Genomic DNA, 24,412 nt, shown 5'->3' on the forward strand with positions numbered 1-24,412 from the left:
GGGTGTTACAACTGTAACACCCAAACTGGAGCCGCAAAGAGACTTGACTTGAGGTCTGGAATCGGTGCTTTACTCCAATAAGCGCAATAACAATCAAATAACATCAATTCGCGTTACTAGGGCAGGCAGATGACAAACAGCAGCAGACCACCGTCGCAAATCGCCAGAGAGATCGCAGATCTACTGGAAGCAGCCATCAACAGCGAAACCCTGAAGGCCCTTATGCCTGAAGGCAAGAAGACGATGCGCAAGTTTCAGTCGAAAGAGGTTGCCGAACTATTGGGCGTTCAGCCCACCTTCTTGCGCCAGATGCACATGAAGGACATCATCCCAGAACCAGCGGACAAGCGGTCGAATGGCCGGTTCTATAGCGCTCAGGAAATCTGGGAGATGCGCAGCATCCTTGAGCAATCCGCGCGGACACCTGGAACCTATAGGCCATGGAGAACAGGCGACGAGAAGCTGCAGGTTTGGCAATTCATGAATTTCAAGGGTGGCTGCGCGAAGACGACCTCATGCGTCCATATGGCCAATTTTCTGGCCCTGAAAGGCTATCGCGTCCTAGCCATCGATCTGGATTCCCAGGCATCTCTTACCGCTATGTGTCAGCAGGAAATCACTGCCACAGCAAATAAGCCAAATATCTACAGCGCGCTTCGGCCAAATGATCCGGTCAAGATGGCAGATGTGATTGTGCCGACGACCCTGCCGGGACTAGATCTCGCACCGGCTGATCTTGACCTTGAAAACTTCACTTTTGAATTTGCGGCGCGCGGCTCTCAGTTTAAATCCCGCTTGGAAGATGCAATCGCTCAAGTAGCTGACCGCTACGATCTGGTGCTGATCGACAGCCCACCAAGGCTGGATTTTGTGACGATGACCGGGATGGCCGCAACCACATCGGCCATCATCACGTTTGCACCGTCAATGATGGACCTAGATTCCACGGTGAAGTTCACGAGGATGGCCAGCGAGTACATGGAAGTCCTCGAAGAACACAGCTTGGAAAAACCAATCGTATACGACAACTTGAAATTCTTGATCACCAGATACAGCCCAAGCATCCAAACCGAGACAAACCTTGTTTCGTTTGTAAGAGCGACACTGCAAGATCATATTATGTTGCCCGAAGTGCTGCATTCAGCGGCGATCACAGATGCAGGGCTGACAAAACAGACGATCTTTGAAGTGGACAGGAAAGATTTCAGCCCCAAGACATACGACCGCGCACGGGCGTCGATGGACAGAGTAGGTTACGAGCTTTTGAAATTGATCCGCAATACGTGGGGGCGTGACTGATGGCTAGGAACATTTTTAACAACGGTAATCAAGATACAGACAAAACGCCCCCCCAGGATAGCGGGCAGATCGCCGATAAGCTTCCTTCCCTTGCGATCCTGAAAGCCGCGAGCGTGCAGGAAAAACTGTTAGATACAAGTCTGATTGATGAATGGGGGCCAGAGGACAGGCTGAGCGAGACAGACTTAACAGCTGTTAAGTCTCAGGGGGGGGACGCGGACTTAACAGCTGTTAAGTCTCCTGATCCCACCGACGACGACAGCCTTGTCGCGCTCATTGGATCTATCGAAACATCTGGACAGTCCACTCCAATTGAAGTCAGACCCTCGACGGAAGATCCTGGACGCTATCAGATTATATGTGGTCGCAGGCGACTAGCAGCTTGCAGAGTGCTAGGCATTCAAGTGAATGCGCGCATTCAGACATTGACCGATGAACAAACGCTGCTGCGAAAGGGGTTGGAAAACTCAAATCGGCGGGCACGGTCATTCTATGAAAACGCCATTTTTGCCCAAGCTATCGAAAACGCGGGCTACAGCAGATCCGTCGCAGCAAAGGCATTGGGAGGTAAATCACATGCCTCAATGTCTCAACTCCTGCGGGTTGGTTGCGCCATTCCGTATTCAGTTGGGGGGCTGATTGGATCAGCCCCCCAAAGCGGTAGGCCAAAATGGGATAAGCTGGCAACCGCCTTCATTGACGAAACGTTGGACGAAAAAACCGCGATCAAACGCCTGAAGAACATGCAGGGGTTGTCATCGGATCAGCGTTTAGAGCGGCTGATTGCCTCTCTTGTAGAGAAGCAGCCTCAGGTGATCCGTAAAGCGCCACACGGCGCAACAATCAAAGCAGGGCAGGGGGCCTTGTCCATTTCTATCAAACGAACCGGAGCCAATGCGAAATTTGCTGACTGGCTCAATGGCAACATCGATCGCGTGATCGAGAAGGCCCATCAAGAATTCCAAGCAGTGAAAGAAGAACAGGAGGAATAGGCAAAGGAAAACCCTCACCAGCGGGGCTGATGAGGGGAAGGAAACGCACCACCCTGCAAGGTGGACTTTTCAGAACTAGCAATCTGAGAATAGCGACCTCCCTGACAATCGGCAACAAAAATAACGCCCTTGGGCGATGGGTATTCTGCAGCCTAAATTTATTATGGCACAATTTAGCAAATGGAAGCTGCTACGCGCAGCAGAGGATGCCCGCGAACCGCTCGGGCTGAAGGCGACATCTCTCAACCTGTTGCGATCAATGATTGCGCTGATTCCGGGCGATACTCTGGGCGCGGCACCGGACCAGCATATCTGTTTCGCGTCGAACCAGACGCTGGCGGCGCGGGCGCACGTCAGCGTTCCGACGATTGAGCGGCACGTTTCAATCCTGGTCAACGCCGGTCTGATCAAACGCGCAACCACAATGAACGGCAAACGCTGGGCACGCAGGGACGGGCAGGGCAGGGTGGTCACCGTTTCCGGCCTCTCCCTTGCACCACTGTTCGAGAAATACGCAGAGCTGGTGCAGATCGCCAAAGATCACGCAGAGCGCCTGTTGCGGCTTGATGTGATCCGCGACCGCTGCAAATTGCTATTGGCCCGCCTCAGCGGCGCTGAGGGGCTGCTACAACGCGCTAGAAACATTCTCCGCCGTCGCGCGGATGAGGAAACCTTGAACGATCTCTATATAGAGATGACCAGCATTTTGAGGGACAGCGACACGCCTTTTGAGGGGCACAAAGAGACTAAATCTATTCCGTCTGTAAAAGATAGCGAGATTGAGGAAACCTTCCCAAGGCTGTGCGCCGAGATCCGCACAGCCCGATCGACGGGGGATTGCCACGATAGAATGGATCAGATCGCCTCTGAACTGCACCTAGGATCGACCTGGGCAGCAGCGAAAGCCAAAGGACCAGCCGTTGCATTCATGCTGCTAGGGTACATCTTGCAGAGAATAGAACGGATCAACGTCCCAGGCGCGTATTTGCGCGACCTCTTGCAACGCATTGAACAGGCAAACGACGGCTGGAAACTGCTGATGCAAAAGGCACTGTAACCACGGTTATGTTAAATATCGCTACACATCGCCCAAAGGTTCGGTTTTCCAGATCCGTTTCCAACCGGCGGGCCGACGAACCATAATCTGGCCAAGATCGCCCGGATGCGGAGAGCGGCACGTGATCGCCATATGTTCCACTGTCCTGCATTTTGAGCAAGGAAATGGCGGGATGTGGACTGGGTGCTTATCGCCAACAACCTCAGCCAGGTCTTTGGCAAGATAGTGAACACAGCGACGGCAGAGCGTGCAGCGCAGAACCACCAGCTGACCATCACGGGCAGCATCGCGGAGATTGCGGAACGGCTTTGCGGGGTGCGCTCTGACTGGTGGTGTAGATGCGGGCATGAAGCGCACAATACTAAGAGAACAAAGAAAGAACAATATATCTGAAAAATAACGGGTACTGTAGTACACTTTTTACTTGCTATTGGGTGCTGTAGCACCTATTCTAAATACATCGACAGGGATTGAGTTCCCGCCCAACAAAAGGAAGATGATCGATGACACTGATTTCCCAAATTCGCCCCGATAACGCCCGCAAGATCGCTATGAAAAGCGGAGGCGCGACCTTCTATCTCTATGAAAATGCGAAGGGCAAACCTTGCGTCCGGTACTACAAGGGCAAAAGCACAAAGCCGAAGTGCTACAGGTTTCAAAGCGAAGCATTCCGCGAAAAATATGTTACGAATGTCATTTCCAACATCACAGCTGCGGAAGAGGAAAAGGCCAAGCGACGCGCAGAGCGCAACAAGCCCCACAATCTGGAAAAGGGCCTGATTCTCTATACCAGCTGGGGCTACGATCAAACCAACGTTGAATATTATGAAGTGATCGGTGTTCCCTCCAAATGCTATGTGGATTTGCAGCGGATCGCCGCGCCTCTGGCCCGTGGTGAGGAAGCGTTCATGTCTGGCAATAGCGTCCCGAACCCAGAGAACAAGATCGGGGAACCGTTCCGCCGAAAGGTGGATATGTCCGGCAGCGCCCCCAGCATCCGCATTGACAGCGTGGCCACCGCCTGGATTTGGGATGGCAAAGAGAAATACAGCAGCTGGTACGCATAAGCGAAATGCGGGGGGAAACCCCCGCTAAAAAATGGGTGCTGTAGTACACTTTTTACTTGCCATTAGGTGCTGTAGCACCTATTCTAAATACATCGACAGGGATTGAGTTCCCGCCCAAACAAAAAGGAGGAAAGTCGATGAAAGTAGAACTGATCATCCCCACTCTGGATAACGACGGCTCGGACAACTCGGCCATCATCGAGCGCAACATCGCCCAGATGTGCAAGCTCTATGGCGGCGCGACTGTCAGCGACGCCAAAGGCTACTGGATCAACGACGAAGGTCGCCTGTTTGAAGACGCGGTGAAGGTTCTGGTGAGCGCGACCACCGACAAAGACAGCGCCATGGCAGAACTGGAAAAGCTGGCGCAGGACATTCTGGACGCCACCGATCAAGAGGCGGTTTTCCTCTCAGTCGGCGGGGAAGCCAAGATCATCGAATAAGGGACAGGGGCGGCATCAGCCGCCCCACCATCCCCCGAACGCAAAAGGAATAAACAAATGCCTATCGCAATCGCATTTTCAAATGGTGGAACAATCCCCGCCATTATTCAGGAAGCAACCGCCGCCGATTTGGTCAAGGCTCTGGACGGACTGAAAGAGGCCCCGGCCCTTCAGACTGAAGAACAGGCCCGCCAGTGGCTGCAAACTCTGCCCATGCCCTCAGGGTGGTTTGAAACCATCAGCGAGGCCAAAGCGCACCTTGCACGCTGGAAAGAGCCAACACCGCTTTTGACCAAAGATCAGGTTCGCGCGGCCAGAGAAGAACTTGGCATGTCTCAGGCTGATTTTGCAGCGGCAGTCGGGATTGGGGGCAACCCTGATACACGCCGCCGCTATATGGTCGGCGTTGAAAGGGGCGAAATCCAGCCAAAGACAAACGCAGCCCGCGCTCTCAGCGTTGACGCCACACGCCGCTTGCGCGCACTGATGGCTGAAAAGGGGTTGGAAATTTCGGACGAATAAGCACCTACACCACGGGAAAACAAATAGGTACTGTAGTACACTTTTTGCTTGCCAGTGGGTACTGTAGCACCTATTCTAAATACATCGACAGGGATTGAGTTCCCGCCCAAACAAAAAAGGAAGATGATCGATGACAAACGCTCTGCACACAACCGAAGAGATGTACGCCCTGGCAGAGAAATTTCTCGCACCAGACATGATATTGGAGACTAAACTGCAGCGCGATGCCGTTCGCGAAACCGCGAAAGATATCGGCAAGTCAAAGCCACAAATCGCGGCGATGATCCTCTGCGGTGCAGCGGCACGGGCAGAACAAAATCACAACATGACGCACTGCCAAAACTTCCTGAAAGCAGCGGCAAAATATGCAGCAAAATGCAAATAATAAAGGAAGCCCCGCCATGTGGCGGGGCTTCCTTTATTCAGCGCGGGCCGGTCAGCTCCGCGATATCTTCCAGCTTCCCCGCGTTACATCGCGCGGTGTAACGCCAGCCTAGGGCCAGCTCCGCAAAGCCGCCCTCGGTGCGCTGCCCCTTCACCGGCTCAGCGCAAGGCGTGGTCAGCTCATCCGGGATGGGGCGCTCTACATAAAACGGCTCAGGATCTGGCAGAAGCCAGCTACATCCGGTCAAAGGCATCGCCAAGAAAATCAGACAATGGCGCATCGTATCCCTCCCGTTCCCGCAGGCTGCGCAGATCCGCATTATGCGTGCGGCGATCCTCCTGCATCCGTTTGATATGGGCGTCCAGCACATCGGCGGTCTGCCGTGCGTCATCGGCCTGCCGCTCCGCCACCCGCAGGCGGCGCGTGGCTGCGTCCAGATCTTCGCGCAGGTGCCCATTGCGCCAGACCAGGTATGAGGACACGCCCGCAAGCATAAGCGCCAGACAGAGCGCCCCGATCGCGACCCACCGCATCATGCGGCAGCTCGCACGTCAGGCAGGCACTCGCGGATCATGTCGCGCAGGCGCTCACCAACCACCAAGGGATCGCCGGGGGTAGACATTCCGGGTAACCAAGTGATGTCCCATTTCCAGCGCTGGCGCACGCCGAATATCGGCTGAATCTCAGCATGGGTCGGCATGCCGTAGACATTGATCGGAATCCAATACTGGACGCTGTATTCTGCAGACCACCGGCAGAACGCATCAAGCTGGCGCGGTGTGATTGGCGCGGATCCACGATCGAAGGGACGCTCGTTTGCGCCCGCCATGGCGTCCATTCCGTGCCCGATCGCACCGGTGTTGAACATGCGGGTGTGGGATGCCCCGCGACCGACAGCATAGGTTGCCTGCGCCTCTGGCGGAAACACGCCCTGCACCCGCTGCCCATCGTGCGTGACCAGAGAATTATAGGCACGGCGCTCCATGTCGATGACGCCCTCGGCTCCGCCGGTCCAGTGCATATGCACCCGGTGCAATCCGCTCTTGTGGAACAGATCAGTGATGGTGCTGCCGTTGTGCGCCTCAAGAGCGGCCCGACTGGCCGCTGAGGTGCGTGGCCCCCTGCGTCCGTCTATCGGCCCAGGGTGAAAGCCCAGAGCGGCGCAGCGGGCCTGAATATCACGGGTGGTGAGTTTCATGGATCTTTGTCCTCCTGTGGAACTCTCGCGGCGGCACGAACCAGCTGCATCAACAACCGACCAACCGCGTTTGCCTCAACCCCCAGCGCCAAGAGGCCGGGAACCAGATAGGCCCAAAGCGGCGGATCTTTGGCCATGATGTTGAAAGCGAAATCTGCGATGAAAAGAGCGATGATCGAGACAATCGAAACCGCCCGTATCCAATTGAATTTGTGGTGCAGCTCAGCCATGGCCGCTCCACCGAATAAGCACCCAGACCAGCAGGAAGATCGCGCTACCTGCGAGACTGCTGGGGGCCATGGCCACGGCCAGAACCATCGGGACGGAAGCGTGATAGAGATCTTGCCGAATGCGAGGGTTTTTCAGAAACTGGGGCAGCGCCTGTTTTGCGAAACGATGAACAGACAAGGGTTCATCCTTTCTGCATCAAGCGATGATTGTGCAGCGCAACAGCGCCCGTCATGACCGCTACAGCCCAAATGGGAAGCGTCGCGCCCTCAGACCACAGCCAATAGACCAGGGCTGAGGCGACCAGTGCCTTAACCGTCAGGCCACCATTGACGCCCAGACGGTCGAACAGAACCCGCATAAACGGATTGGCCTCCCGTTTGCCGGGACGGGCAAGCGCGCGTTTGGTGGTGATGACATCGCCCAATTGGGCCAGAACGAACACGATGATTGCAATTGTCATTGCAGCTATCCTTCATTGCTTTGTGAGGGGGGTGTGCCGTGCAGGCAGATGCCGCGCGCCTGTTGGCGCGCAGCAGTTTTGGCGCGGGTCCAAGAGGGCCAGCGCGTGCGGTGTCAGATTTTCAGGAAAAGTGGGGCGGCGTCAGAACAACGCCCGGTGTCAGGCGAGGATTTCAGGAACGCGATTGGCGTCGATCAACCCTTCACTGACGAAATAGCCCAGGCTGGCTGTGACGTCCTCCGCATCGAGATGCACGTTTTCGATCAGATCCAGCATGGCAAGCCAGTCTTCAACCACCGGATCGGTCTTACCTGCGGTGCGAATGCCGACGCGTTCAGCAGTGGTGAGGCGCTGAAAGAACACCAGTTTCGGCAGGACGCGCGGTGCGACCGGCACAACCGGATCAGGGGCGGCGGTTTCGGGCCAAGCGAATGACTGACCGTCCTGTGTCGTCATCCCCTCTTTCACGCTGCTGATCACCTCGGTGTAGCCACCATGCAGGGCGGGGTGAATAACGCCGTCCAGATGGTCAAGCACCTGAACAACCGTGCCATTGGCGATTTTTGCATAGGCCATGAGAGCCTCCTTAGTGAATGAGTGCGAATTGCAGGATGATCAGGCCGTCGCCGCCCCAACCGTAGCCCTGATCCGAGCCGTAGTTGAAACCGGTCGCGCCACCGCCCCCAGCGTTACCGCCGTGGCCAGGAATGCAGTATTGACCAGCGCCGCCGCCGCCGCCAAGAAGACCGCCGGTTCCGGCTAAGATAAGGTCTCCGCCGGTTCCGGAGCCATGAGCATAAACCGACCCTCCGCCAGCGCCCGCAGAGCCGTTACCCGCGTTGGCCCCCGCATGCGAACTTGAATGATAGCAGCGCGCGCCACCACCGCCACCGCCACCGCCGAGCAAAACTCGGTTTGGCTCCAGTATAGCTGTGCCGTCACCGTTTCCGGCAGGTGTCATGGCCTGAGTGCTGTTGCTATAGGAGTAAGCTGTTCCCCCCTGGCCGCCTGGGCCGATCAAACCAGCCCCACCAGTCCCGCCGTGCGCTTTATAAGTTGAAGATTGCGTCCCGCTGCAGCCCGGTCCTGCCGTGCCTGAGCCTCCGGCAGAACTTGACGATACTTCAGGCTTGATACCGTTGTAGTGAATAGAAGCACCGGAGCCGCCACTAGAGACAATGCCATCTCCGCCGCTGTATCCATCGGTCATGCCTCCCGGTGCTGGTGCACTACCGCCACCGCCACCACCGCCGCTTGACGATGACATCGCTCCATCCCCGCCGGAGCCGCCACGCCGGTTGATATCACCACCAACGCCCATACCACCGGCAGAGAAGGCGGCAAGGCCAAGATTGTCCGCGTCATTATTGCCGGAGTTTCCACCGGTCGCGGACAGCAGCGCTCCGAAGGACGATGTGCCACCAATACCAGTCGAAGTCTGGGCACCGAGGCCGATAGTCAGCGAAACAGCCGCGCCAATCGTCAGAGCGGAGAGCGGGATCTCGGACAATGCAAGACCGCCAGCAGCGCCTCCAAATCCGTTACCTGTGCCACCGGCGGTTCCGCCAGCACCACCAGCCCCATAAACATGCGCCCGGATTGGCACGCCGGGGTCAATGTTTTCAGGCACGATCCAGTCGAATACACCGGCCTTGTTGAAGATCGCGATTTCGTTAAAGCGACCAGTGCGGGCGCTTTGCGCCCCTGTGATAATACGTCCCAATGTTCGTTCTCCTAAGATTTTGGGTTACGCCAGAGCCTCAAGGCCCCAGGCGAATGCGTTGATAGCCGCTGTATCGCTGAAGGCGGACACGGCCATATTTTCGGGCAGGATCACGCCGCTACGCTCCAACAGCGCCCCTTTGTCCAAGGTCGCCATGTCGAAGATATCGGCGTCGGTCGGCGCGACATTTGCCGCGTGGATGTAGAATTTGACGAGGGCGCGATCTTGCGAGGTGTTCACAGCCGAGACGTTCAAGTTCAGCAGCTTGCCTGCCGGGGCCGCGATGATTTCGGGGGTGTTGACCCCATCAAGAGTGGTTTTTGCAAATGGCATAGGGATTTCCTTCCTTTACTGAGAGGCCACAAACAGGCCGAAAAACTGGGTGGATTTGAGAGCGGTATTTTGGAACTCCAAAGCCGCTTGGCGGACGTCGTCTTTCACAGCGACGATTGCGGCAATGGCCTCGGCCTGCGCTTGCGAAAGCTGCATCTTGGCCTCTACACCTGCCGCCATGACTTCGGCGATGGTGACCCGGCCACCGATGCGGTCCAGAGCCGTTGCCAGCATTGCAAGATCCTCCGGACCGGCACCGTTTGCCGCCGCTTCGATCTTTTGGTTGAGGGCCTGTGCGACCAGTTCAAGTGACATTTCAGGTCTCCTTTAGATGTCCAATTTCAAGAGGGCGCGCACCTTGTGCTGTTGCAAAAGGCGCACGATTTCAGCGTTGTCAGAGAGGACTTGCGCCGATTGAGTTGCAGAGGCGGCAGCGGCTTGTGCCTCGGCCCCTGCGGCTTCAGAAGCGATGCGGGCAGTCTCAGCGGCAGCGCGGTCGGCGCTGGCAGCGTCAGCCTGCGCGCGCGCCAATGAGACGGTCTGATCTGACAGAAAGTCGTGGTAGTCCTCCAAGGTGCCGACACCACCACGGGACTGCCGCCAGACCTCAAAGACGCTTGGCCCGGTGAGGCCCGTATCGCCCTTGTTGCCCTGCACCCCTTGGATGCCCTGCACACCTTGCGGACCATCTGGACCAACCGGCCCCACCTCGCCCTGCGGGCCACGAGGGCCTTGAATACCCTGTTGTCCCACTGGCCCCTCAGGGCCGCGCAGGGGGCCTGCGTTGTCCCACTCGGCGTTGATATCGTCCCAGACCCAGATATCGCCCTGCACAGACCAGGCATCGCCAGCCGCACCTGATCCCGGCAGAGCCGCAACATCGGCCAGCGTGCCTTTGATGTTCAGACCGGCGCCGGTTTCGCCTTTATCACCCTGAACACCCTGTTCGCCTTGCTCACCTTGGATACCCTGTTCGCCCCGGATGCCCTGCTCGCCACGTTCCCCTTGCACCCCTTGCTCACCTTGGATGCCGCGCTCGCCCTGGACGCCTTGCGGCCCCTGAATCCCTTGTTCGCCGCGTATGGCCTGCAAGAAGTCATCCACCGTCCCTGCGTTGCCCTGATCAAGCCAGAGCTGATATGCAGTGGCGCTGAAGGTGGAAAACACCGTTTTCCATGTTGCCCGCGTTGCGTTCAGTTCTTCAATCAGCCGGTCAAAGTATCCAATCAGTCGGATACTGAGGCCATGCGTCGGGATAATGGCATAGCCCAATCCACCGCCTTGGCCCTCAATCGGTTCGACAAGACGCAGCTCAGTCGCGCTGACCACTGCGTCAATTTCGACCAATCCGGGCACGCCCTCGATCACTATCGCCCAGCCGGATTTTTGCTCGATCCAATTGGTGCCGGTGCCCTGAATGGTGTTGCTGCCCTGGGCGATTTCGACCGTGCCCGTGCGATACCACGTCATGCTATTGTCCTTTCTCGGGAGGTTGCGGCCATGTGACGTTTCCGACGTCGGTGATGGTGTCTGTCAGATCGCGCAGCGCCTTGCGGTATTTGCGCCAGGCACGCCGATATGCCCGACGTGATCCCCAGACCCGCAAGTCAATCGGAACGTCGGGCATCTGCGTCCAGTCGGTTCCGGCCAACAGCTTGTCGCGCCGCCGCCGGATCGCGGCCATTTCAGCGGCCAGATCCACTGGCGGTGTGAAAGGCACCAACCGGCCCTGATCCACACGCACCCGTGAAAGATCCCGAAGAGAGGTCAATTCGGCTTCACCGGCGAGATCCAGAGCAAGGGTTTTCTCCCCCGGCTCCAGCTGCCCCCCGATCGCTTCAGCGGGGCAGACAGTGATCTGCCTGATTTCGCCGGTGTCTTTGCAGTAGATCGCAAAGCGCCTGGGCTTTTTGTGGCGGTTCTCGCTCATCTCTGCCTCTGCAAAATGATCATGTCACACCGCCGGACCACCCGCCCCTCTGGATAGGCGGATATGTACCGGGTGATGCCAGGATTGATGGTTGTTGTGACGACTTCGGTGCCATCGGCGGCAGCGACCTCACCGCCGCCGGTGCTGCCGTCACCAACAGAGGACAGAAGGTTATTTTTCCCGCCGGCGGTTTGCTCTTTGTAGATCTTCACGCCCGCAAACAACGCAGCCGAACCGCCGTCATCCTGACAATCATAAAGCACCTGGATGATCAGCGTGATTGGCTCATCATGGGTGTTCCTGATCTGGATCCGCTTGTAGCCGGTGCCGCCCGTAGCCTCGTAAAAGGTGGTGGCGGCGTTTTCTGCGATCTGCCGGGTGTCAACCGCCTTGCCCTTGATGTGCAGCGTGTCAACGGCGAGGGCCTTGATCTTTGCGCTGGAGATAGACGCGTTTCGGATCACCGCATCACGGATGTAGACCTTGCCGCCTGAAATCAGGAAAGGCGACAGAGCGCCCCCGCCTGAGCTGCTGGCCACAACAAAGCGGTCAGCCTGCACCGTGAAGGTGGTGGAGACAGATCCGTTCAGCAATTCCGAGATCAGCCCGAAGCCGGTCACGACGCCGTTGTTGTTGACCTGGACGCCGTATGTGCCTTTGACACCATCGACCGAGGATTGCACCTGATTAACGGTCGTGGTCAGGCTATCAAGGGTACTGGTGACCGAGGTTGTCGCCGCCGAAATGGCCGAGTTGGTCTCAGAGATGGTGTAATAGTCAGCGTTCAGCGTGGCGGAGACCCCCGCGATTTCACTTCGCAAAGATGTACGCGCTGCCGAGATCGCAGAATTGACCTGCGCGATCGTGTAATAGCTGGTCGACAGAGAGGCGGAGACGCCATTGATCTGAGCGGACAAGGTGGTTTGCAGCGCAGCCAGAGCTGCATCCTGCGTCGCAGCCGTGACATAGTTCTGCACAAGCTCAGCGCGGACCCCATCCACCTCCGAGGAAAGCGCCTCTGTCTTCTCAGTCACCTCCCCCTCAATTCGGGCGGCTTCCAAGAAACCGGAAACCCGGTTTTCCAGGTCCACCTGCGCCAACTTTTCCAGCGCGTAGGTCATGCTGCTTTCGATATCCGCGACGGCTGCAACAGCGGTTTCTGTAACAAAGTGCTCAATATCATCCGAGAAGTCGTCTGGAGTGATCCCCCTCGGGCGCGCGAAGATCCAATCAGTCAGCGGGCTTTCATATCCGCTATTGTCAACCGCAGCGACTTTGAAACGCTCCAAATCTCCGCGATAGGTGAAATGAGGATCTCTTGAGTGACCGATAACAGTTGTCTCATCACTTTCCTTCGATGCGCCGTAGAAACGGAACTTCTGGAAATCCGGCAGCGGATATTCATCCCCAGCTAAAGTGATACTATCCATGCCTTCAAAGGCAGCAAATCCAGTCGGTACGATGTAGTCAAAATCGCGCGCACGGGCCTGTAGAGTACCGGCAGAGACGAAGCCTCTGGTTTGCCCCTTCTCATCAAGCGTTTGAACTTCGACAGCATAGTCTGCACCATCGACAAGATCACCGGTCAGGACAGTTTGGGTAGCTAACTGCGGTTCACCAAGCTGCCAGTTCGGGCTGTCCGCTCTACGCCACCGTAAACGGACCTGCACTTTGCTGGTGTAACCCCTTTGGATAATATCAACGCCGATCCGTGGTAACAGCTCACCAGAGCGTCCTACGCGGGCGACCGCTGAGCCGGTCACAACCTGATAGACGATCGCAAGCGGCGGTCCATACCGATTGAAACCCTCCGTAATGACCGGGTCGTAAGGGGGGATCTCGCCTTGATCTGCCTCTAAAACGACCGGAGAAGCAGGCACGGCAGTGATCAATGCGGCCTCGCTGTTATCAGGCTCGATGCCTGTGATGATCAACTCTTCTGTCCGCTCGGTCATGACCTGAATGGCCACCAGATCTCCAACTGCCAAGCTGCCCGCGACGAAACCCTGCTGTGACAGATCCCAGTTACGTCCTTCGATTTCAGACGTCACAATTAGGAAATCATCGGACTGCGTGCGTATCGTCAATCGATATGCATCGGCTGGGAGGTCGAAATCGTCGTCAAGCTCGATTGACTGAACCAAGCCTGAGCCTTCAACGACACGGGAAATTCGAGCGGCTCCGACACCGATTTTAGGAACATCATGAACGATTTGAACAGTATCGCCACGGGTAACTTTGATGTGCTCCCAGTCGGCATAGAACTTGAACACTTCAGGGCGATGCTCTGCTACAGCCTGATAGTAGCGACCCAACTTCCAGGCATTACCCTGATCAGTGTCATCCTTTGTGACAACAACGGCCGGCAGTTCGAGAGTTTCGAATTCCGTCGCAGTCGTGGCATTGTATCCGTCCGCGTAAACGGTGACCTCATCAAATTCCCAATCTAACCTTTCAGAACGCACCTTGACCCGAAATCCGTGGATTTCGCGCGGGAAAGCGATACGGCTGGAGAAACCCCAACTGTTGCGCGGGGTGAATACCTGTCGGATCGGCGCATCTGCAAAGTCGCGGATAATCGAATACCGAAAATCCGTTAGAGCGCGTCGAGCACGACCGGCTGAGCAGATAATGTCCAACATGTCCGAAACACGCTGCGCTGTATCGACAACATAGTCGCAGGTCCAATGAGGCTCTGTATCAGCCCAATGCTTCAAAGCTTGCAGCGCAATCCTACGGCTGGCGACGGGACGGCGAAGGTGCGGACCCATCAGTGCCCGCGCATAGATCCAAGCTGGATGACGGACTTTTTGCGGTGCAGACCATTCCTCACCATCCCAAACCGGTGCGAGCTGATGGACGATTCCGTTCAAGCTATCAATCTGGCCGTTGAGCTGCTCACTGGCCCGGATCCGAAGTGCCACCTCAGAAATATTCGGGTGGCTCGGCAGGTTTCCTGTCCGAAACGACCGAACAGCAGAGAGATAGCTGGTTTCCACCACGTCATTGCGATCGGCGTTTGCGGTCAAACGGCGCACTTCGACCTCGTATTCACCGACATCTGGGAGCGAGATCTCTTTGGAGAAACGAACGAGAGTGCGCTCAGCAGCCTCACACACGAGATCACCGGCATATGTCCAATCGAGAGTGCCCACCCGGCGATAGTTGAATGAAAAATCGACACGGCGCTTGCCCAGAGAGGTCGCCCCTCCGATGCTAGCGAGACCCTGGGGGAAAGTCACATCAAGGGAAACAGAGCTGCAGCGCTCTCGGGTGAACCGTGATACGGCCACATCGTGCAGCAACTCCACGCTTTCAGTGTCTTCAGCAACATCATCAGGATAAAGCTGCATGAGTTCGTCGCCCGATCGCCAAGCGGTAACCAGTGGAGCTAGGTCAGGCATTGCAGATCTAGTGAGCGTCTCATCCACATTGAGAAACTCGATTTCGACTTCCTCAAATTCGGTGATGGGCGTGCTGCCAATGCGAAGATCTTCTAGCGAGACTGGCCCCCACCCGAATGCATATCGCCCGCGAAAGTAGATTTCACCATCAACAACCTCGGTGAAGCCACGCACGGTTTTTGGTGGATGCATACGATGCCGCCCCAGCACCATAGGAAAAATCCCGTATGGATTATGAGCGTTCTGTGTACCGGTGATCGCGTAGTTCGTATCAACTTGGCCCGGTGTAGAGTTGGAAACAACAGGCGCGACCAACGCGCTCACAATCAAACCACCGATAACGGTGATGGCAGCAGTGGCCAGAGCGTAACCAAGAGTACCAGCCGCGAGACCGAAGACAGACCCCGCAATAGTTGGCGCAGCCGCGCTCACAACTGCAGCAAGGATCGCGCCCAAAGCTGGCCCCTCTACATCCCAACTCACCTCTACACGGATGCCAGCCTTCGGGCGCACCTGCCCCCAGAACGTGAGCGGAACAATGGAGCTGCGACCGCCGAGAACCAATGTCACAACAGGTAAACCGAACCGATCTGGCAGATCCATTTTTTGGAGGATCTGGGACACGGTTTGGCCTTCGTGACAGGTGATGACTGTGACATCGGTGGAGAGTGGGTGCGTCTGCGCTACCGCCTCAAATGTGAGATTGTTCTTCAACAAACCTGTAAATTCCTTCTAACCGCCCGATCCAAGGTGAACGGTTCCAGCATTCGAGGACCGAACCTGTGGCGTCCTCCTCGATGTGCAGCATGTCATTGGTGTCGATCGCGTATCCGACGTGCAAAAGCTGCCCACGCACCCTGAACATCAGCGCATCGCCCTCTTGGGCGTGACTGACGCGGGTGAACAATGGCCGAAACTGATTGGCCGTTTGCTCCCTCGCCGCCTGCAACATCGTGCAGCGTGGGTCGGGTATGTTTCGAGCCATTCGGGCCTTCTGAAGGGCAAGCCAGAGGCCAAGGCAATCATACGTCTCTGGACCGCGCCCGAGTTTCTCATAGCGCAGCCCAACCCAGTTACCTTGCCACATCTTCTAAAATAGCCCAGGTGTGGTTGCTGGCGTCATGGTCAAGAAGCCGAATTGCTCATCGAGGATCGGCTCGACTGTCAGGCTTCCACTGAGTTGGGCAGCATCGTAGTCAGCCCCGACCATTTCGGTCTCGAACGGTCCCGCCTCAACAATGTCGGGCTGAGAGGCCAGAACATACACCACCTCGACCAGTACCTTGTTGCGCACTCCGCGCAGAAGACTGACCAAGCGCAAGTCGGTGTTGTCGATCGACCAGGACATGATCGGGGTTCCCTCCTCCACATCATCAGGAAGAGAGATCTCAAATGATGCAGGCGTGAAAACTTGTCCCTGATGCACGATGGGATTGTCATCCCGCACGATGCGAACAGGCTCGATCCAGCTGGGGTGACTGAGCGTGATCAACGGAAGCAAAACTTCCGCCGTTTCCTGCGCGTTGGTGGCTGCAATGAAGCGCGGAGATGTAATTCTCATGAGATCAACACCAGTTGCACTTCGATTTCGTGAGCATCTTCCCCGATCGGGTTAACAGAATAGGCCCCATCCAAGCTGAACCGCCAAATGGCAGGGCGCTCATAGATTGGGTGAAGCATCCGAAAACTGTGAACACCCTGCGCCAAGTCGTTGGCAAAGAAGTCCTCAAACTCTTGCAAATTCGCCTCAGAAACAGGGGCGATAACAATCGAAGCTTCCGATCTTTTGCCTGTCGATCGACGCCGTCTCTTGCTCGGTCCAATTTCCATTTCGGTTTCTTGAACTGAACCACTCGGCGCAGACAAACTGATATCTCGCCACGATGGACGAGGCAGGCCAGTAGGAAAATCATGCATTATGCACCTCTTGGTTTCGCGCCAATTCCGAACCGTTGCTGCAGCGCGCCATCAAGCGAACCAGAGCTGATAGCGCTCTTCATGTGGTCCCTGATAGTGATATCCAGACGGCCGGTTGCATTGCGCTCGGCAGAGACGGTCGCCGTGCTGTAGTTGTGAATATCCACGACGAGATCACCAGTGCGCACTGCCACTTTCGCAGCCGTTTGGCTGGTAGATCGCAAAGCGGCCTGCGCTTGCTGAACATTCAGGACCGCCCCATTCTGCGAAGGGACGAACACCTCGCTATTTGGCGTTTCCTCATTGACCAGATATGCCGTTCCGCGCCGCGTAGGACCGCCGCGCGCGCGCGCGCCACCAATCAGGCCGGTGACAAAATCAACAATTGGGCTACCACCACCTGACGGGAAAGCCAGTCTCGCAAATTGCTCCGCCAACAGGTCAAATGCTTGATCAAAGGCTAGGTCAAGCAAGCGATCAGAGATCCGACCGATTGCATCGTTCAGATCGTCGGCTGCACGAATGTCATCTAGCACACCACGTGCAAACGCACGGGTTGCTTCCTCCGCACTTGTTCGCACGTCGCCAAGTTCTTCTTTCACCCTCTTCAGCTGATCCACCATCAAAGCGTCAGCCTCTGACTTGGATAAACCGAGGGAGATAAGAGTAGGCATCAGATCGGTGAGCCGTTTACGTTCGGCGTTCACGGCCTGATCGATGTAAAGCTGCCGGTATCCACCCTCTATCAAGACCTCCTGAAGCTGGGCAAGGTTTCGCAAGTCTTGCTTTGTGGCCTTGGACACCCCCCCGGCTCCTTTTGACCGCTTGTCAAACCGACTATTGATTGCCGCCCGGTTCTCCGCATGAGCCTTTTCCGCTGCCGCGAGATCATCTTCGCCCGCTTTAGCAGCTTCTAGGGCTTCCACTAGATTTTCATATCGCTGAGCCTCTCGCTCTAAGGCTTGCCCGCGCGCGTCCAATGCAGTGATTTTTGACTGGTCGAGATAGTCATCCAGTGCCTTAGTCGCTTTCCGGGTGGCTTCCGCGCTTCCATCGATTTCATCTGTCGCACGCTCATAGAGACCGAGGATTCGCCGCTCCTCTTCCAGCCGCTCTGTTCCTGACAGCCCTTGGTCATTCAACCCCTTCAGAGCCGCGTCTCGGTCCTTGGTAGCCTTAGCGAGTTTTGCCTGAACCTGGGCGGCGCGCTGAAGTTCAGGGATCTGTGAAACAAGGCCCGCAATACCACTTGCAGCGGCTGCTGCGGATTCTGCCAAACCGTTAACGTCTCCGCTGGCCTCGCGCGAGGCGAGACCAAGACGGACCATGGCCTCGGCGGCTTGGTCAGATGAACCCTGAAGCACCAACAGCACGTCGGACGCCTTCTCCGAGTTTTCTGCGGCCTGGAGAAGCGGTTCCAGAATTGGCTTGAAGATTTCAAGCATTCTGGCGAAACCGATACCAGCACTTGCGACCAGCTCATTCAATCTTTCCCGGAATTCATCTGCCCGAATTTGACCACTGACCAGGCCCTCAATTAGAGCGCCAAGTTCTGGATTTTTCCCAACGAGGTTCGAAAACAGTGGCTGGCTAATGGAATCCGATGCTGTCTCTCTTGCTTGATCAAAGAGCTTTGTCAGCTCCTCAGCCTCGGTGATGGCCTCTGCTAGGGATGCCGATGCCATCTTCTCCCGCAACCGATCAACCTGTCCCCCAGTTTCGGCATAAGCCGTTTTCAAGGAATTGACCCGATCGGTCACATTTGCTGTCAGTCGCTCAACTTCACTGGTCCGGGTTGCCATCACCGCGAGCGTCGTTGTGATCGCAGTCAGCGCCAGACCAACCGGCCCACCGAAGAACGCCAGAACAGAATTGAATCCCCGGATCGCTGCTGTGCTAATCCGGGTGGCAATGCTTAGGCGTGCTTTCGCTGCAGTCATCGCGTTTGTTGCCGCAGTTGCGCGCGCCTCCAAACCTACCAGCCGGGTTGTCGCCCGTGCCTCAGCCTCTATCGCTGCAGCGCGCGCGCGCGATGCTCTTTTTGTGGATTTTTCCTGAAAGACGCGCTGCTGAAACTCAACTTCAGCAACACGGCGGCGCTCCTGAAGAACAGAGATTTGTGTCTTTGCGTCAATAACGGCTTGTCGGGCTTTTGCCGATTGACGTTCGGTTGCAGCAACATCGGCGAGACGTGCCGCAGACGCTTCCCTCAAGGCCCGTGTGGTTGCGCCAATGCCGCGACCGCCAGCCCCGGCCAATGCCGCCGCGCTTACGATTTGAATGGAGCGAGCGAGGTTTTCCGCACCCTCAGCATCCTGCGCCAAATATTCACCGAAGTTAACCAGCAGGGAATTGAAGGTTGCGGTCGTGCCCAGCCCCTCATCCACCCGCCCCAGATACGCGGTTAGACCTGTGGTGAGGGTGGCAACAGCCTCATCGCCTGATACTGCGATTTTGCGAAAACTTCCATCCGCCTGAGCCGCCATGCTATCAAGCGCTTCAAGTACGATGTCGCGCGTCAGCTTCTGGTCTTCGGCAAATTCTTTCAGCTCGCTACGAGCGATTCCAGCAGCGCTGGCAAGTGCATCTAGAAATTCGACAGGTGCAGCCTCCCGGATCGTGCGGAATTCATCGCCAGACAGGACACCTGACTGCAACGCCTGCCCCAACTGAAGCGAAACAGACGATCGCTCAGCACCAGATGCCCCTCCGAATGCCAGCAATTTCTGCAATGTTTCGACACGCCGAATTGTGGTCTCTAAATCGTCGCCAGTCGATCTTGACAGCTTCTGCACCGCTCCCGCTGTCGCGCCAACTTCGGTACGAGTACGCAAGGCCAGACTGATCAGTGCCTGTTGTTGCTCATCGGAGTTTTCCCCGATCGAGGCCAACCTGCGCTCGACGTTTCGCCATGCCTCCGCGTAGCTTCGCACTTGGGACACACCGAGCGCCGCACCAAGGGCGAGAACAGAGGTGCGGGCCTGCAATACGGCGCGGTTTGAGCGCTCCCACCGACGGTCCAGCTCGGTGAGGCGCTGGTTGGTCAGGCGACCCTGCCGGGCAAGGGTCTGATCGTATGTTCGAGCAGCCTTCTGGAAGCCTGTAACATCGCCAGTGTATTCCGTCAGGATCGTGTCACGTGCGAGCATTCATCGCCTCAATTTTTTGCTGAAACATAGAAAACGCCGCCCAAAACTCGGACGGTGTCGAGGCCCAAAAGGATTGCGGGGACCAGCCGAGATGGACCGTTGCAAAAGCAAACAGATCGCTCAGATAGTCGCCATCGTTTCCAGAATTGGCTCCACCTCGGCTTCGAACTTTTTTGCGGCCTTCTCCGGCCCGTTGAGCAACGCTAATAGCAGACGAAAGAGCGGCCCCATGATTTCGGGGTTTGAGACAAAACGGGCCTCAAACAGACACCTCTCGATCGCCTCTTGGTCCAAAGCATCGCCAGCGGCACGGCTGGCCTCTTGGATCAGAGTTGCTGCCTCTGCCTGCGTAATTCGCTGGGCTTGCAGGAGATTGAGCAATTCTGGAATGGGAAATTTCAGGCGCGCTTCTACATTTCTGTAGACCGTCCATTCAGGGCGCATCTGATAAGATGCGCCCCCCAGCGGGATTTCAATGATCGCGCTCATGGGTTGGTCGTGGTGTTCGGGTCCGCGATGAAGGCGATAGTGAAGGGCACATCAACAAGCCCTTCGACGTTGGCTCCCTCTTCACCAAAAGACACCTGGGCCATACCTTCACGACGATGCCCGCCGGGGTTTGGATCTTCGTAAACGATAGGCACGATCGACCCATTCTCCGCAGCGTCCCAGATCATCTGCTGGCCAGTTTGGAGGGGGCGCATTTTGGTCATCGTAAATGTTACCTGCGCGCCGTCCTTTTGCTGGAAAGGCACGGAACCGGTCTTGGTCTTTTTCTTGTTCTGACTGATGCCGCCGTTGTAGGTAGCATCGCCCTGATGTTCGATGGTGACATAGACGACAGGATCGCCAGAGCCGATCTTCACGATATTGTCTTCGCCCTTAACGCCAACTTCTGTTCCGCTCATTTTCTACACTCCGTTGATATGAACTTTGAACCGGCACACGAATGACTGCGTGTCCGGGGTTTCTTCCCCTGCAGGGAAGCCGCCGAGGAATTCGATTTTTGTCGAGTGGGGGAGAGGAGCCCAGCCTTTGAGCGCCTCTTCTACCAGACCAGAGACACGTGCGATCTCTACCGATCCATCGCGGATGAAATCCGTACTGGTGTCCGCCACATGGACCACTCGGACATTGAAACTATGGAGATCGTGCGTGCCTGCCTGCCGCGAACCATGCAGGACTGATCCCATGTCCAGCCGAACATACAGCTCACTCTCAACAGCCTTCGTATCCTTCAGAACAGGGATAGCGAGATCCGTATCGTCATCGTCTGTAGCCAGGCCTGCGCTCACCAGAGCCTGCTCCAGTCGGACAGCAATAGCGCCGGAGAGTGCAGGGATGTCTTTCAAACTCATGTGATGCTCCGTTCCTTGCCCCCACCTGATCGGCCTGTGCCGGAAGGGGAGGCTCTTTCATCCAGCGCGACCGCATTAGCAGCGCGCATGCGGGTACGATGGCGGCCCTCGTATTCAAGGACAGCGTTGTCGTGGTATGGGTAGGGCTTTGTTTTTGCTGTGCCGTCATGCACAAAGCGCGCATAAAAAGCGCTTCGCCGGGCGGCTGCAGAAACGTAGCCAACCAATCCTTGAAGCCCTTTTTTTCTCAACCTTTTACGGTAGCCACGGCGCAGCTTTCCGCTTTTGTGCTTAACCATGCCATCCATGTTCTGAAGGCCAGCACGGTGGACCTCATCAACGGTTGACGAGATCCCATCTGCTACCGCTTTGGAATGGCGGGAATTGCGCCGCGCCGACTTTCGCCGGGCCGCACTGAAGCCTTTTGCTTTCGACATGAAGCACCTTTACGATCGGCAGGTTAGATCGACATAGGCGCGCCCGTATGGGGCAATCGACTTGATGTTGAAGACTTCACCTGTGTTGGGATCTTTCAGCCGCCATTCCGTGGAAATGCCGGTAACCGCTGCTGCGCGCACCCGAACTACAGTGGAGTTTTCTCCGGCTATCCGGCCAGCGATGACCGCTTCGCCTCCGCGTAGATAGGTAACTTTTGCCACAAGGTTTTCGACACGGGTCTCCCATTTTTCAGTGCCTTGTTCTTGCACATTCAGCGCAAGGCGAACCGTTCTTTTAGATTTCTGCCCCATCAAATGAAACGCCGATAAGGGGCCAGCAAGATACGGACTAAATCGGGCAGGGTGAGCAGATCGCGATCGCATGTCTCTTGATCTTCATAGAGCGCTTTCACCAATTCGATCACCGCCTGCTCCAGATCGGCTGGAAGACCTGACGGGTAGATTGCAGCAAGATCCGTCCGCAAATACCCAGAGATCGCGACCTCGGCAGCGGCTGTCAGACGCTCCAGTTTTCCGTCATCGAAGTCAAAAGAGAGAGCGTCAACTCCCTCTTTCACTGTTGCAAGGGGCGTGAGGGTCACTTCTTAGGCCCACTCGTAGAACCGGAGCCGCCTTTTCCACCATCAGCAGGGACCGCATGTTTTTTTGCGTCTTCGAGGGCGGCTTCCAACTGCTGCATCTGTTCCTTGACCGTCGAGACTTCAGCTTTCAGCCCCGAAACCTTTGCCTCTTGCTCAGACTTTTCAAGCTTGATGGCGCTCAGCTCCGCCTGGAGATCCTTAACCGCGGCCTCGGCTTTTTCCGCACGTTCGGTTTCAGCTGCGATGCTGACAGTGTTCACCGCACCTTCGCCTTCTGCTTTGGCTCCGATCTCTTTAGAGATTTCTTGCACCGTAGATTGTGACCGCTTTTCCATATAGGCTTTGACTTCGCTGTCCGTGAGAATTGCGCCCACCGGATCAACTGTTTTGCGGCCAGTATCGTCTTTCCCTTCAGTCAATGAGAGGATGACTGCTTGATGGGCTTGCTTGGTTTCGTCCAGTTTGTAGACAATGCCAGGACGAAAGGTGCCAATCTTGGTGCGACGGGTGCTCTTTACAATCACGTTTTTCATATCTTGCACTCTATTTTTGATGTGAATTCGCCCCCTTTTTTGGTCAGGGGGCGATAAGTCGTCTCTGGCAGGATTAGGCGAAGGTGAAGTCGCCTTTGACCGTCGCCAACGGACGCTTGTGCGCAAGAAGCTGGCGCTTCTTTGCCTGGATGGTCACCATTCCTTCGATGAAGTTGTTCCCGTGCTCGGTCGAGATTTTCACCTCAGTCTGTTGCCGATCGTACAGGGTGGAAGACATAGCCAGGTCGCCGCCGAGCCACTCGCCCTTGGACATGCTGTTGCTTTCAACAACGTCGCGGCCCCAGAGAACAGGAGTGGCGACACCATCTGGACGGGAGAAAATGTAGTCGCCCACTGTGTTTTTCGTCATCTCAATACCTGCCCAATCGATCGGGTTGAGGACGAAAGAGGTCAGGAAATGATCTTCCAGAGCAATCTGCAGAATTGCCAGTCGCAGGCGATCGATACGGCTTGCATTGGGCAGAGACGCATCTGCTGCAACGAAATTGGGAGCGACACTGATCAGACCGAGATGATTTTCCCCAATACCGTCGCCCGCGAGAATCTGCTTTTCTTCTTCCAGATCGAGACCGTAACGCAGCTCTGTATCTATTTCCGCTTGCAGATAGTCAGCGTCTGCGAGGCTCTCTTCGGAGACATTGATGTGGTGGCCGATCTTGCGAACCGTATCTGTGACCTTGGTCCAGCCATAGTTCGATTCCGGTGTTGCGCTCCCTTCGGCTACCATCGCCGCCGCAATCGCACGGATTACTTGCTTGCGGTAAGTGTGGGCATCGCTGTTGACCGAGCCACGGTTCAACAAGGATGCAATCAATAGGCGGCGCTTCGGCATGCGAACAGGATCACGCTCCTCTTCGCGATAAATCAGGCCACCCGCCGACCCGTCCGCTGTGGTGATCGCATTTTGGATGTCCAGGCGCACGGCGCTGCCGCTGAACGCCTTGACCTGGTCATGCTGGGCAACAACCGCTTGACCCAAAGACATCGGACCGTCAGCACCATCACGAGACCCAGCAGCAAAGTTCTGAGCCAGCTCGATGTTCTGAGCGGTAAGCCCTTCGACTTTGTCCGTCAGAGATTTCAGAGAGTTTGTCAGCTCTGCCTGGTTTGCAAGAAGCTTGTCAGCAGACGCCTTGGTTTCGGCGCTCACTTCACCAGATTTCTTGGCTTCTTTCAGAGCGTCTTCAGCAGTGCCTTTGACTTCGCTTTCAATCTTACCAAGGGCATTCTTGATTTCTTTCAGCATCTCTGCGTCAGAGGCGTCGTTGCACGGAATGCTGAGCACGTTTGCCGGGCACGACGAAGCCAGTGCCGCCACCGAAATGGCGGGCATCATGATCTGTTTCATTTT

At 56.4% G+C, this 24,412-nt stretch carries 34 protein-coding genes; 8 read left to right on the top strand and 26 right to left on the bottom strand.

All coding sequences use genetic code 11. The annotated features are described in order from the left end of the window. The first annotated feature begins 129 nt into the window (after positions 1–129). The 8 genes from repA (at position 130) to GAL_RS21625 (ending at position 5,765) form a co-directional block, all read left to right on the top strand. Positions 130–1,299, top strand: a complete 1,170-nt coding sequence (repA, locus tag GAL_RS21590) for a plasmid partitioning protein RepA (protein WP_024099676.1) — start codon at positions 130–132, stop codon at positions 1,297–1,299. Then, the gene (locus GAL_RS21595; RefSeq protein WP_024099677.1) at positions 1,299–2,291 is read left to right on the top strand and encodes a ParB/RepB/Spo0J family partition protein; all 993 of its coding nucleotides are present in this window, start codon (positions 1,299–1,301) and stop codon (positions 2,289–2,291) included. The genes repA and GAL_RS21595 overlap by 1 nt, the downstream gene beginning before the upstream one ends. Before the next feature lie 163 nt (positions 2,292–2,454). After that, positions 2,455–3,348, top strand: coding sequence for a helix-turn-helix domain-containing protein (locus GAL_RS21600; RefSeq protein ID WP_081731484.1), 894 nt, complete (start codon positions 2,455–2,457; stop codon positions 3,346–3,348). A 174-nt stretch (positions 3,349–3,522) separates the two neighbouring features. Then, on the top strand, positions 3,523–3,741 hold the full coding sequence (locus GAL_RS21605; RefSeq protein WP_040104502.1) for a hypothetical protein: 219 nt from the start codon (positions 3,523–3,525) through the stop codon (positions 3,739–3,741). A gap of 110 nt (positions 3,742–3,851) precedes the next feature. Beyond that, entirely contained in the window at positions 3,852–4,415 is a 564-nt protein-coding gene (locus tag GAL_RS22055; RefSeq protein WP_024099679.1) for a hypothetical protein, read from the top strand. 137 nt (positions 4,416–4,552) lie between these two features. Further along, positions 4,553–4,858, top strand: coding sequence for a DUF3574 domain-containing protein (locus GAL_RS21615; RefSeq protein ID WP_024099680.1), 306 nt, complete (start codon positions 4,553–4,555; stop codon positions 4,856–4,858). A 57-nt stretch (positions 4,859–4,915) separates the two neighbouring features. Then, on the top strand, positions 4,916–5,380 hold the full coding sequence (locus GAL_RS21620) for a helix-turn-helix domain-containing protein (protein WP_024099681.1): 465 nt from the start codon (positions 4,916–4,918) through the stop codon (positions 5,378–5,380). 130 nt (positions 5,381–5,510) lie between these two features. After that, on the top strand, positions 5,511–5,765 hold the full coding sequence (locus GAL_RS21625) for a hypothetical protein (RefSeq protein WP_024099682.1): 255 nt from the start codon (positions 5,511–5,513) through the stop codon (positions 5,763–5,765). A gap of 37 nt (positions 5,766–5,802) precedes the next feature. On the opposite strand, the gene lysC is transcribed toward GAL_RS21625, so the two are convergent. The 26 genes from lysC to GAL_RS21760 form a co-directional block, all read right to left on the bottom strand. After that, on the bottom strand, positions 5,803–6,012 hold the full coding sequence (lysC, locus tag GAL_RS21630; protein WP_152612323.1) for an Rz1-like lysis system protein LysC: 210 nt from the start codon (positions 6,010–6,012) through the stop codon (positions 5,803–5,805). After that, a complete protein-coding gene (locus GAL_RS21635) occupies positions 5,999–6,301 on the bottom strand; it encodes a hypothetical protein (protein ID WP_024099684.1) in 303 nt (100 codons plus the stop codon). The genes lysC and GAL_RS21635 overlap by 14 nt, the downstream gene beginning before the upstream one ends. Further along, positions 6,298–6,963 carry a peptidoglycan-binding domain-containing protein gene (locus GAL_RS21640; RefSeq protein WP_024099685.1) on the bottom strand — a complete coding sequence of 222 codons (666 nt, stop codon included), beginning with the start codon at positions 6,961–6,963 and terminating at the stop codon, positions 6,298–6,300. The genes GAL_RS21635 and GAL_RS21640 overlap by 4 nt, the downstream gene beginning before the upstream one ends. After that, entirely contained in the window at positions 6,960–7,193 is a 234-nt protein-coding gene (locus GAL_RS21645; RefSeq protein WP_024099686.1) for a hypothetical protein, read from the bottom strand. Before GAL_RS21645 ends, GAL_RS21640 begins: the two co-directional genes overlap by 4 nt. Continuing rightward, positions 7,186–7,371 carry a hypothetical protein gene (locus tag GAL_RS21650; RefSeq protein WP_040104510.1) on the bottom strand — a complete coding sequence of 62 codons (186 nt, stop codon included), beginning with the start codon at positions 7,369–7,371 and terminating at the stop codon, positions 7,186–7,188. Before GAL_RS21650 ends, GAL_RS21645 begins: the two co-directional genes overlap by 8 nt. A gap of 4 nt (positions 7,372–7,375) precedes the next feature. Continuing rightward, the gene (locus GAL_RS21655) at positions 7,376–7,654 is read right to left on the bottom strand and encodes a DUF5658 family protein (protein WP_024099687.1); all 279 of its coding nucleotides are present in this window, start codon (positions 7,652–7,654) and stop codon (positions 7,376–7,378) included. A gap of 159 nt (positions 7,655–7,813) precedes the next feature. Beyond that, positions 7,814–8,230 (bottom strand): hypothetical protein, encoded by a 417-nt coding sequence (locus tag GAL_RS21660; protein ID WP_024099688.1) that lies wholly within the window; start codon positions 8,228–8,230, stop codon positions 7,814–7,816. 10 nt (positions 8,231–8,240) lie between these two features. After that, positions 8,241–9,377: a hypothetical protein gene (locus GAL_RS22060; RefSeq protein WP_024099689.1), complete on the bottom strand. Its 1,137-nt coding sequence runs from the start codon at positions 9,375–9,377 to the stop codon at positions 8,241–8,243. Between the two features lie 24 nt (positions 9,378–9,401). Then, on the bottom strand, positions 9,402–9,710 hold the full coding sequence (locus GAL_RS21675; protein WP_024099690.1) for a hypothetical protein: 309 nt from the start codon (positions 9,708–9,710) through the stop codon (positions 9,402–9,404). Between the two features lie 15 nt (positions 9,711–9,725). Continuing rightward, positions 9,726–10,025, bottom strand: a complete 300-nt coding sequence (locus GAL_RS21680) for a hypothetical protein (RefSeq protein WP_024099691.1) — start codon at positions 10,023–10,025, stop codon at positions 9,726–9,728. Positions 10,026–10,037: 12 nt separating this feature from the next. Beyond that, on the bottom strand, positions 10,038–11,180 hold the full coding sequence (locus GAL_RS22930; RefSeq protein ID WP_024099692.1) for a collagen-like domain-containing protein: 1,143 nt from the start codon (positions 11,178–11,180) through the stop codon (positions 10,038–10,040). Position 11,181: 1 nt separating this feature from the next. Continuing rightward, on the bottom strand, positions 11,182–11,640 hold the full coding sequence (locus GAL_RS22070; RefSeq protein ID WP_024099693.1) for a tail fiber assembly protein: 459 nt from the start codon (positions 11,638–11,640) through the stop codon (positions 11,182–11,184). Continuing rightward, positions 11,637–15,359, bottom strand: coding sequence for a TipJ family phage tail tip protein (gene gpJ, locus GAL_RS21700; protein WP_160291348.1), 3,723 nt, complete (start codon positions 15,357–15,359; stop codon positions 11,637–11,639). Before gpJ ends, GAL_RS22070 begins: the two co-directional genes overlap by 4 nt. A 376-nt stretch (positions 15,360–15,735) precedes the next feature. Continuing rightward, the gene (locus GAL_RS21705) at positions 15,736–16,131 is read right to left on the bottom strand and encodes an NlpC/P60 family protein (protein ID WP_024099695.1); all 396 of its coding nucleotides are present in this window, start codon (positions 16,129–16,131) and stop codon (positions 15,736–15,738) included. A gap of 3 nt (positions 16,132–16,134) precedes the next feature. Beyond that, positions 16,135–16,605 (bottom strand): DUF1833 family protein, encoded by a 471-nt coding sequence (locus tag GAL_RS22075; RefSeq protein ID WP_024099696.1) that lies wholly within the window; start codon positions 16,603–16,605, stop codon positions 16,135–16,137. After that, entirely contained in the window at positions 16,602–16,961 is a 360-nt protein-coding gene (locus tag GAL_RS21715) for a hypothetical protein (RefSeq protein ID WP_024099697.1), read from the bottom strand. Before GAL_RS21715 ends, GAL_RS22075 begins: the two co-directional genes overlap by 4 nt. Beyond that, positions 16,961–19,948: a tape measure protein gene (locus GAL_RS21720; protein ID WP_158524453.1), complete on the bottom strand. Its 2,988-nt coding sequence runs from the start codon at positions 19,946–19,948 to the stop codon at positions 16,961–16,963. The genes GAL_RS21715 and GAL_RS21720 overlap by 1 nt, the downstream gene beginning before the upstream one ends. Positions 19,949–20,096: 148 nt before the next feature. Then, a complete protein-coding gene (locus tag GAL_RS23035; protein ID WP_081731485.1) occupies positions 20,097–20,318 on the bottom strand; it encodes a phage tail assembly chaperone in 222 nt (73 codons plus the stop codon). Next, the gene (locus GAL_RS21725) at positions 20,231–20,599 is read right to left on the bottom strand and encodes a hypothetical protein (RefSeq protein WP_024099699.1); all 369 of its coding nucleotides are present in this window, start codon (positions 20,597–20,599) and stop codon (positions 20,231–20,233) included. Before GAL_RS21725 ends, GAL_RS23035 begins: the two co-directional genes overlap by 88 nt. Further along, entirely contained in the window at positions 20,596–21,018 is a 423-nt protein-coding gene (locus GAL_RS21730) for a hypothetical protein (RefSeq protein ID WP_024099700.1), read from the bottom strand. Before GAL_RS21730 ends, GAL_RS21725 begins: the two co-directional genes overlap by 4 nt. A gap of 3 nt (positions 21,019–21,021) precedes the next feature. Then, the gene (locus GAL_RS21735) at positions 21,022–21,468 is read right to left on the bottom strand and encodes a hypothetical protein (RefSeq protein ID WP_024099701.1); all 447 of its coding nucleotides are present in this window, start codon (positions 21,466–21,468) and stop codon (positions 21,022–21,024) included. Beyond that, entirely contained in the window at positions 21,465–21,905 is a 441-nt protein-coding gene (locus tag GAL_RS21740) for an HK97-gp10 family putative phage morphogenesis protein (RefSeq protein WP_024099702.1), read from the bottom strand. Before GAL_RS21740 ends, GAL_RS21735 begins: the two co-directional genes overlap by 4 nt. 9 nt (positions 21,906–21,914) lie before the next feature. Beyond that, positions 21,915–22,217 (bottom strand): phage head completion protein, encoded by a 303-nt coding sequence (locus GAL_RS21745; RefSeq protein ID WP_024099703.1) that lies wholly within the window; start codon positions 22,215–22,217, stop codon positions 21,915–21,917. Further along, complete coding sequence (locus GAL_RS21750; RefSeq protein WP_024099704.1) at positions 22,217–22,507, bottom strand: head-tail connector protein; 291 nt, start codon at positions 22,505–22,507, stop codon at positions 22,217–22,219. The genes GAL_RS21745 and GAL_RS21750 overlap by 1 nt, the downstream gene beginning before the upstream one ends. Then, positions 22,504–23,040 (bottom strand): hypothetical protein, encoded by a 537-nt coding sequence (locus GAL_RS21755; protein WP_024099705.1) that lies wholly within the window; start codon positions 23,038–23,040, stop codon positions 22,504–22,506. Before GAL_RS21755 ends, GAL_RS21750 begins: the two co-directional genes overlap by 4 nt. A 73-nt stretch (positions 23,041–23,113) precedes the next feature. Next, positions 23,114–24,409 carry a phage major capsid protein gene (locus tag GAL_RS21760; protein ID WP_024099706.1) on the bottom strand — a complete coding sequence of 432 codons (1,296 nt, stop codon included), beginning with the start codon at positions 24,407–24,409 and terminating at the stop codon, positions 23,114–23,116. Between the last annotated feature and the right edge of the window lie 3 nt (positions 24,410–24,412).

Origin of the sequence: Phaeobacter gallaeciensis DSM 26640 (assembly GCF_000511385.1) — a bacterium.
In the GTDB taxonomy this organism is placed as follows: Bacteria; Pseudomonadota; Alphaproteobacteria; order Rhodobacterales; family Rhodobacteraceae; genus Phaeobacter; species Phaeobacter gallaeciensis.

Bases quoted from the DNA above. Each gene is read 5' to 3' on its own strand.
- repA (WP_024099676.1), top strand. From the start codon at position 130: ATGACAAACAGCAGCAGACCACCGTCGCAAATCGCCAGAGAGATCGCA.
- GAL_RS21595 (WP_024099677.1), top strand. From the start codon at position 1,299: ATGGCTAGGAACATTTTTAACAACGGTAATCAAGATACAGACAAAACG.
- GAL_RS21600 (WP_081731484.1), top strand. From the start codon at position 2,455: ATGGCACAATTTAGCAAATGGAAGCTGCTACGCGCAGCAGAGGATGCC.
- GAL_RS22055 (WP_024099679.1), top strand. From the start codon at position 3,852: ATGACACTGATTTCCCAAATTCGCCCCGATAACGCCCGCAAGATCGCT.
- GAL_RS21615 (WP_024099680.1), top strand. From the start codon at position 4,553: ATGAAAGTAGAACTGATCATCCCCACTCTGGATAACGACGGCTCGGAC.
- GAL_RS21620 (WP_024099681.1), top strand. From the start codon at position 4,916: ATGCCTATCGCAATCGCATTTTCAAATGGTGGAACAATCCCCGCCATT.
- GAL_RS21625 (WP_024099682.1), top strand. From the start codon at position 5,511: ATGACAAACGCTCTGCACACAACCGAAGAGATGTACGCCCTGGCAGAG.
- GAL_RS21635 (WP_024099684.1), bottom strand. From the start codon at position 6,301: ATGATGCGGTGGGTCGCGATCGGGGCGCTCTGTCTGGCGCTTATGCTT.
- GAL_RS21640 (WP_024099685.1), bottom strand. From the start codon at position 6,963: ATGAAACTCACCACCCGTGATATTCAGGCCCGCTGCGCCGCTCTGGGC.
- GAL_RS21645 (WP_024099686.1), bottom strand. From the start codon at position 7,193: ATGGCTGAGCTGCACCACAAATTCAATTGGATACGGGCGGTTTCGATT.
- GAL_RS21655 (WP_024099687.1), bottom strand. From the start codon at position 7,654: ATGACAATTGCAATCATCGTGTTCGTTCTGGCCCAATTGGGCGATGTC.
- GAL_RS21660 (WP_024099688.1), bottom strand. From the start codon at position 8,230: ATGGCCTATGCAAAAATCGCCAATGGCACGGTTGTTCAGGTGCTTGAC.
- GAL_RS21675 (WP_024099690.1), bottom strand. From the start codon at position 9,710: ATGCCATTTGCAAAAACCACTCTTGATGGGGTCAACACCCCCGAAATC.
- GAL_RS21680 (WP_024099691.1), bottom strand. From the start codon at position 10,025: ATGTCACTTGAACTGGTCGCACAGGCCCTCAACCAAAAGATCGAAGCG.
- GAL_RS22930 (WP_024099692.1), bottom strand. From the start codon at position 11,180: ATGACGTGGTATCGCACGGGCACGGTCGAAATCGCCCAGGGCAGCAAC.
- GAL_RS22070 (WP_024099693.1), bottom strand. From the start codon at position 11,640: ATGAGCGAGAACCGCCACAAAAAGCCCAGGCGCTTTGCGATCTACTGC.
- GAL_RS21705 (WP_024099695.1), bottom strand. From the start codon at position 16,131: ATGTGGCAAGGTAACTGGGTTGGGCTGCGCTATGAGAAACTCGGGCGC.
- GAL_RS22075 (WP_024099696.1), bottom strand. From the start codon at position 16,605: ATGAGAATTACATCTCCGCGCTTCATTGCAGCCACCAACGCGCAGGAA.
- GAL_RS21715 (WP_024099697.1), bottom strand. From the start codon at position 16,961: ATGCATGATTTTCCTACTGGCCTGCCTCGTCCATCGTGGCGAGATATC.
- GAL_RS21725 (WP_024099699.1), bottom strand. From the start codon at position 20,599: ATGAGCGCGATCATTGAAATCCCGCTGGGGGGCGCATCTTATCAGATG.
- GAL_RS21730 (WP_024099700.1), bottom strand. From the start codon at position 21,018: ATGAGCGGAACAGAAGTTGGCGTTAAGGGCGAAGACAATATCGTGAAG.
- GAL_RS21735 (WP_024099701.1), bottom strand. From the start codon at position 21,468: ATGAGTTTGAAAGACATCCCTGCACTCTCCGGCGCTATTGCTGTCCGA.
- GAL_RS21740 (WP_024099702.1), bottom strand. From the start codon at position 21,905: ATGTCGAAAGCAAAAGGCTTCAGTGCGGCCCGGCGAAAGTCGGCGCGG.
- GAL_RS21745 (WP_024099703.1), bottom strand. From the start codon at position 22,217: ATGGGGCAGAAATCTAAAAGAACGGTTCGCCTTGCGCTGAATGTGCAA.
- GAL_RS21755 (WP_024099705.1), bottom strand. From the start codon at position 23,040: ATGAAAAACGTGATTGTAAAGAGCACCCGTCGCACCAAGATTGGCACC.
- GAL_RS21760 (WP_024099706.1), bottom strand. From the start codon at position 24,409: ATGAAACAGATCATGATGCCCGCCATTTCGGTGGCGGCACTGGCTTCG.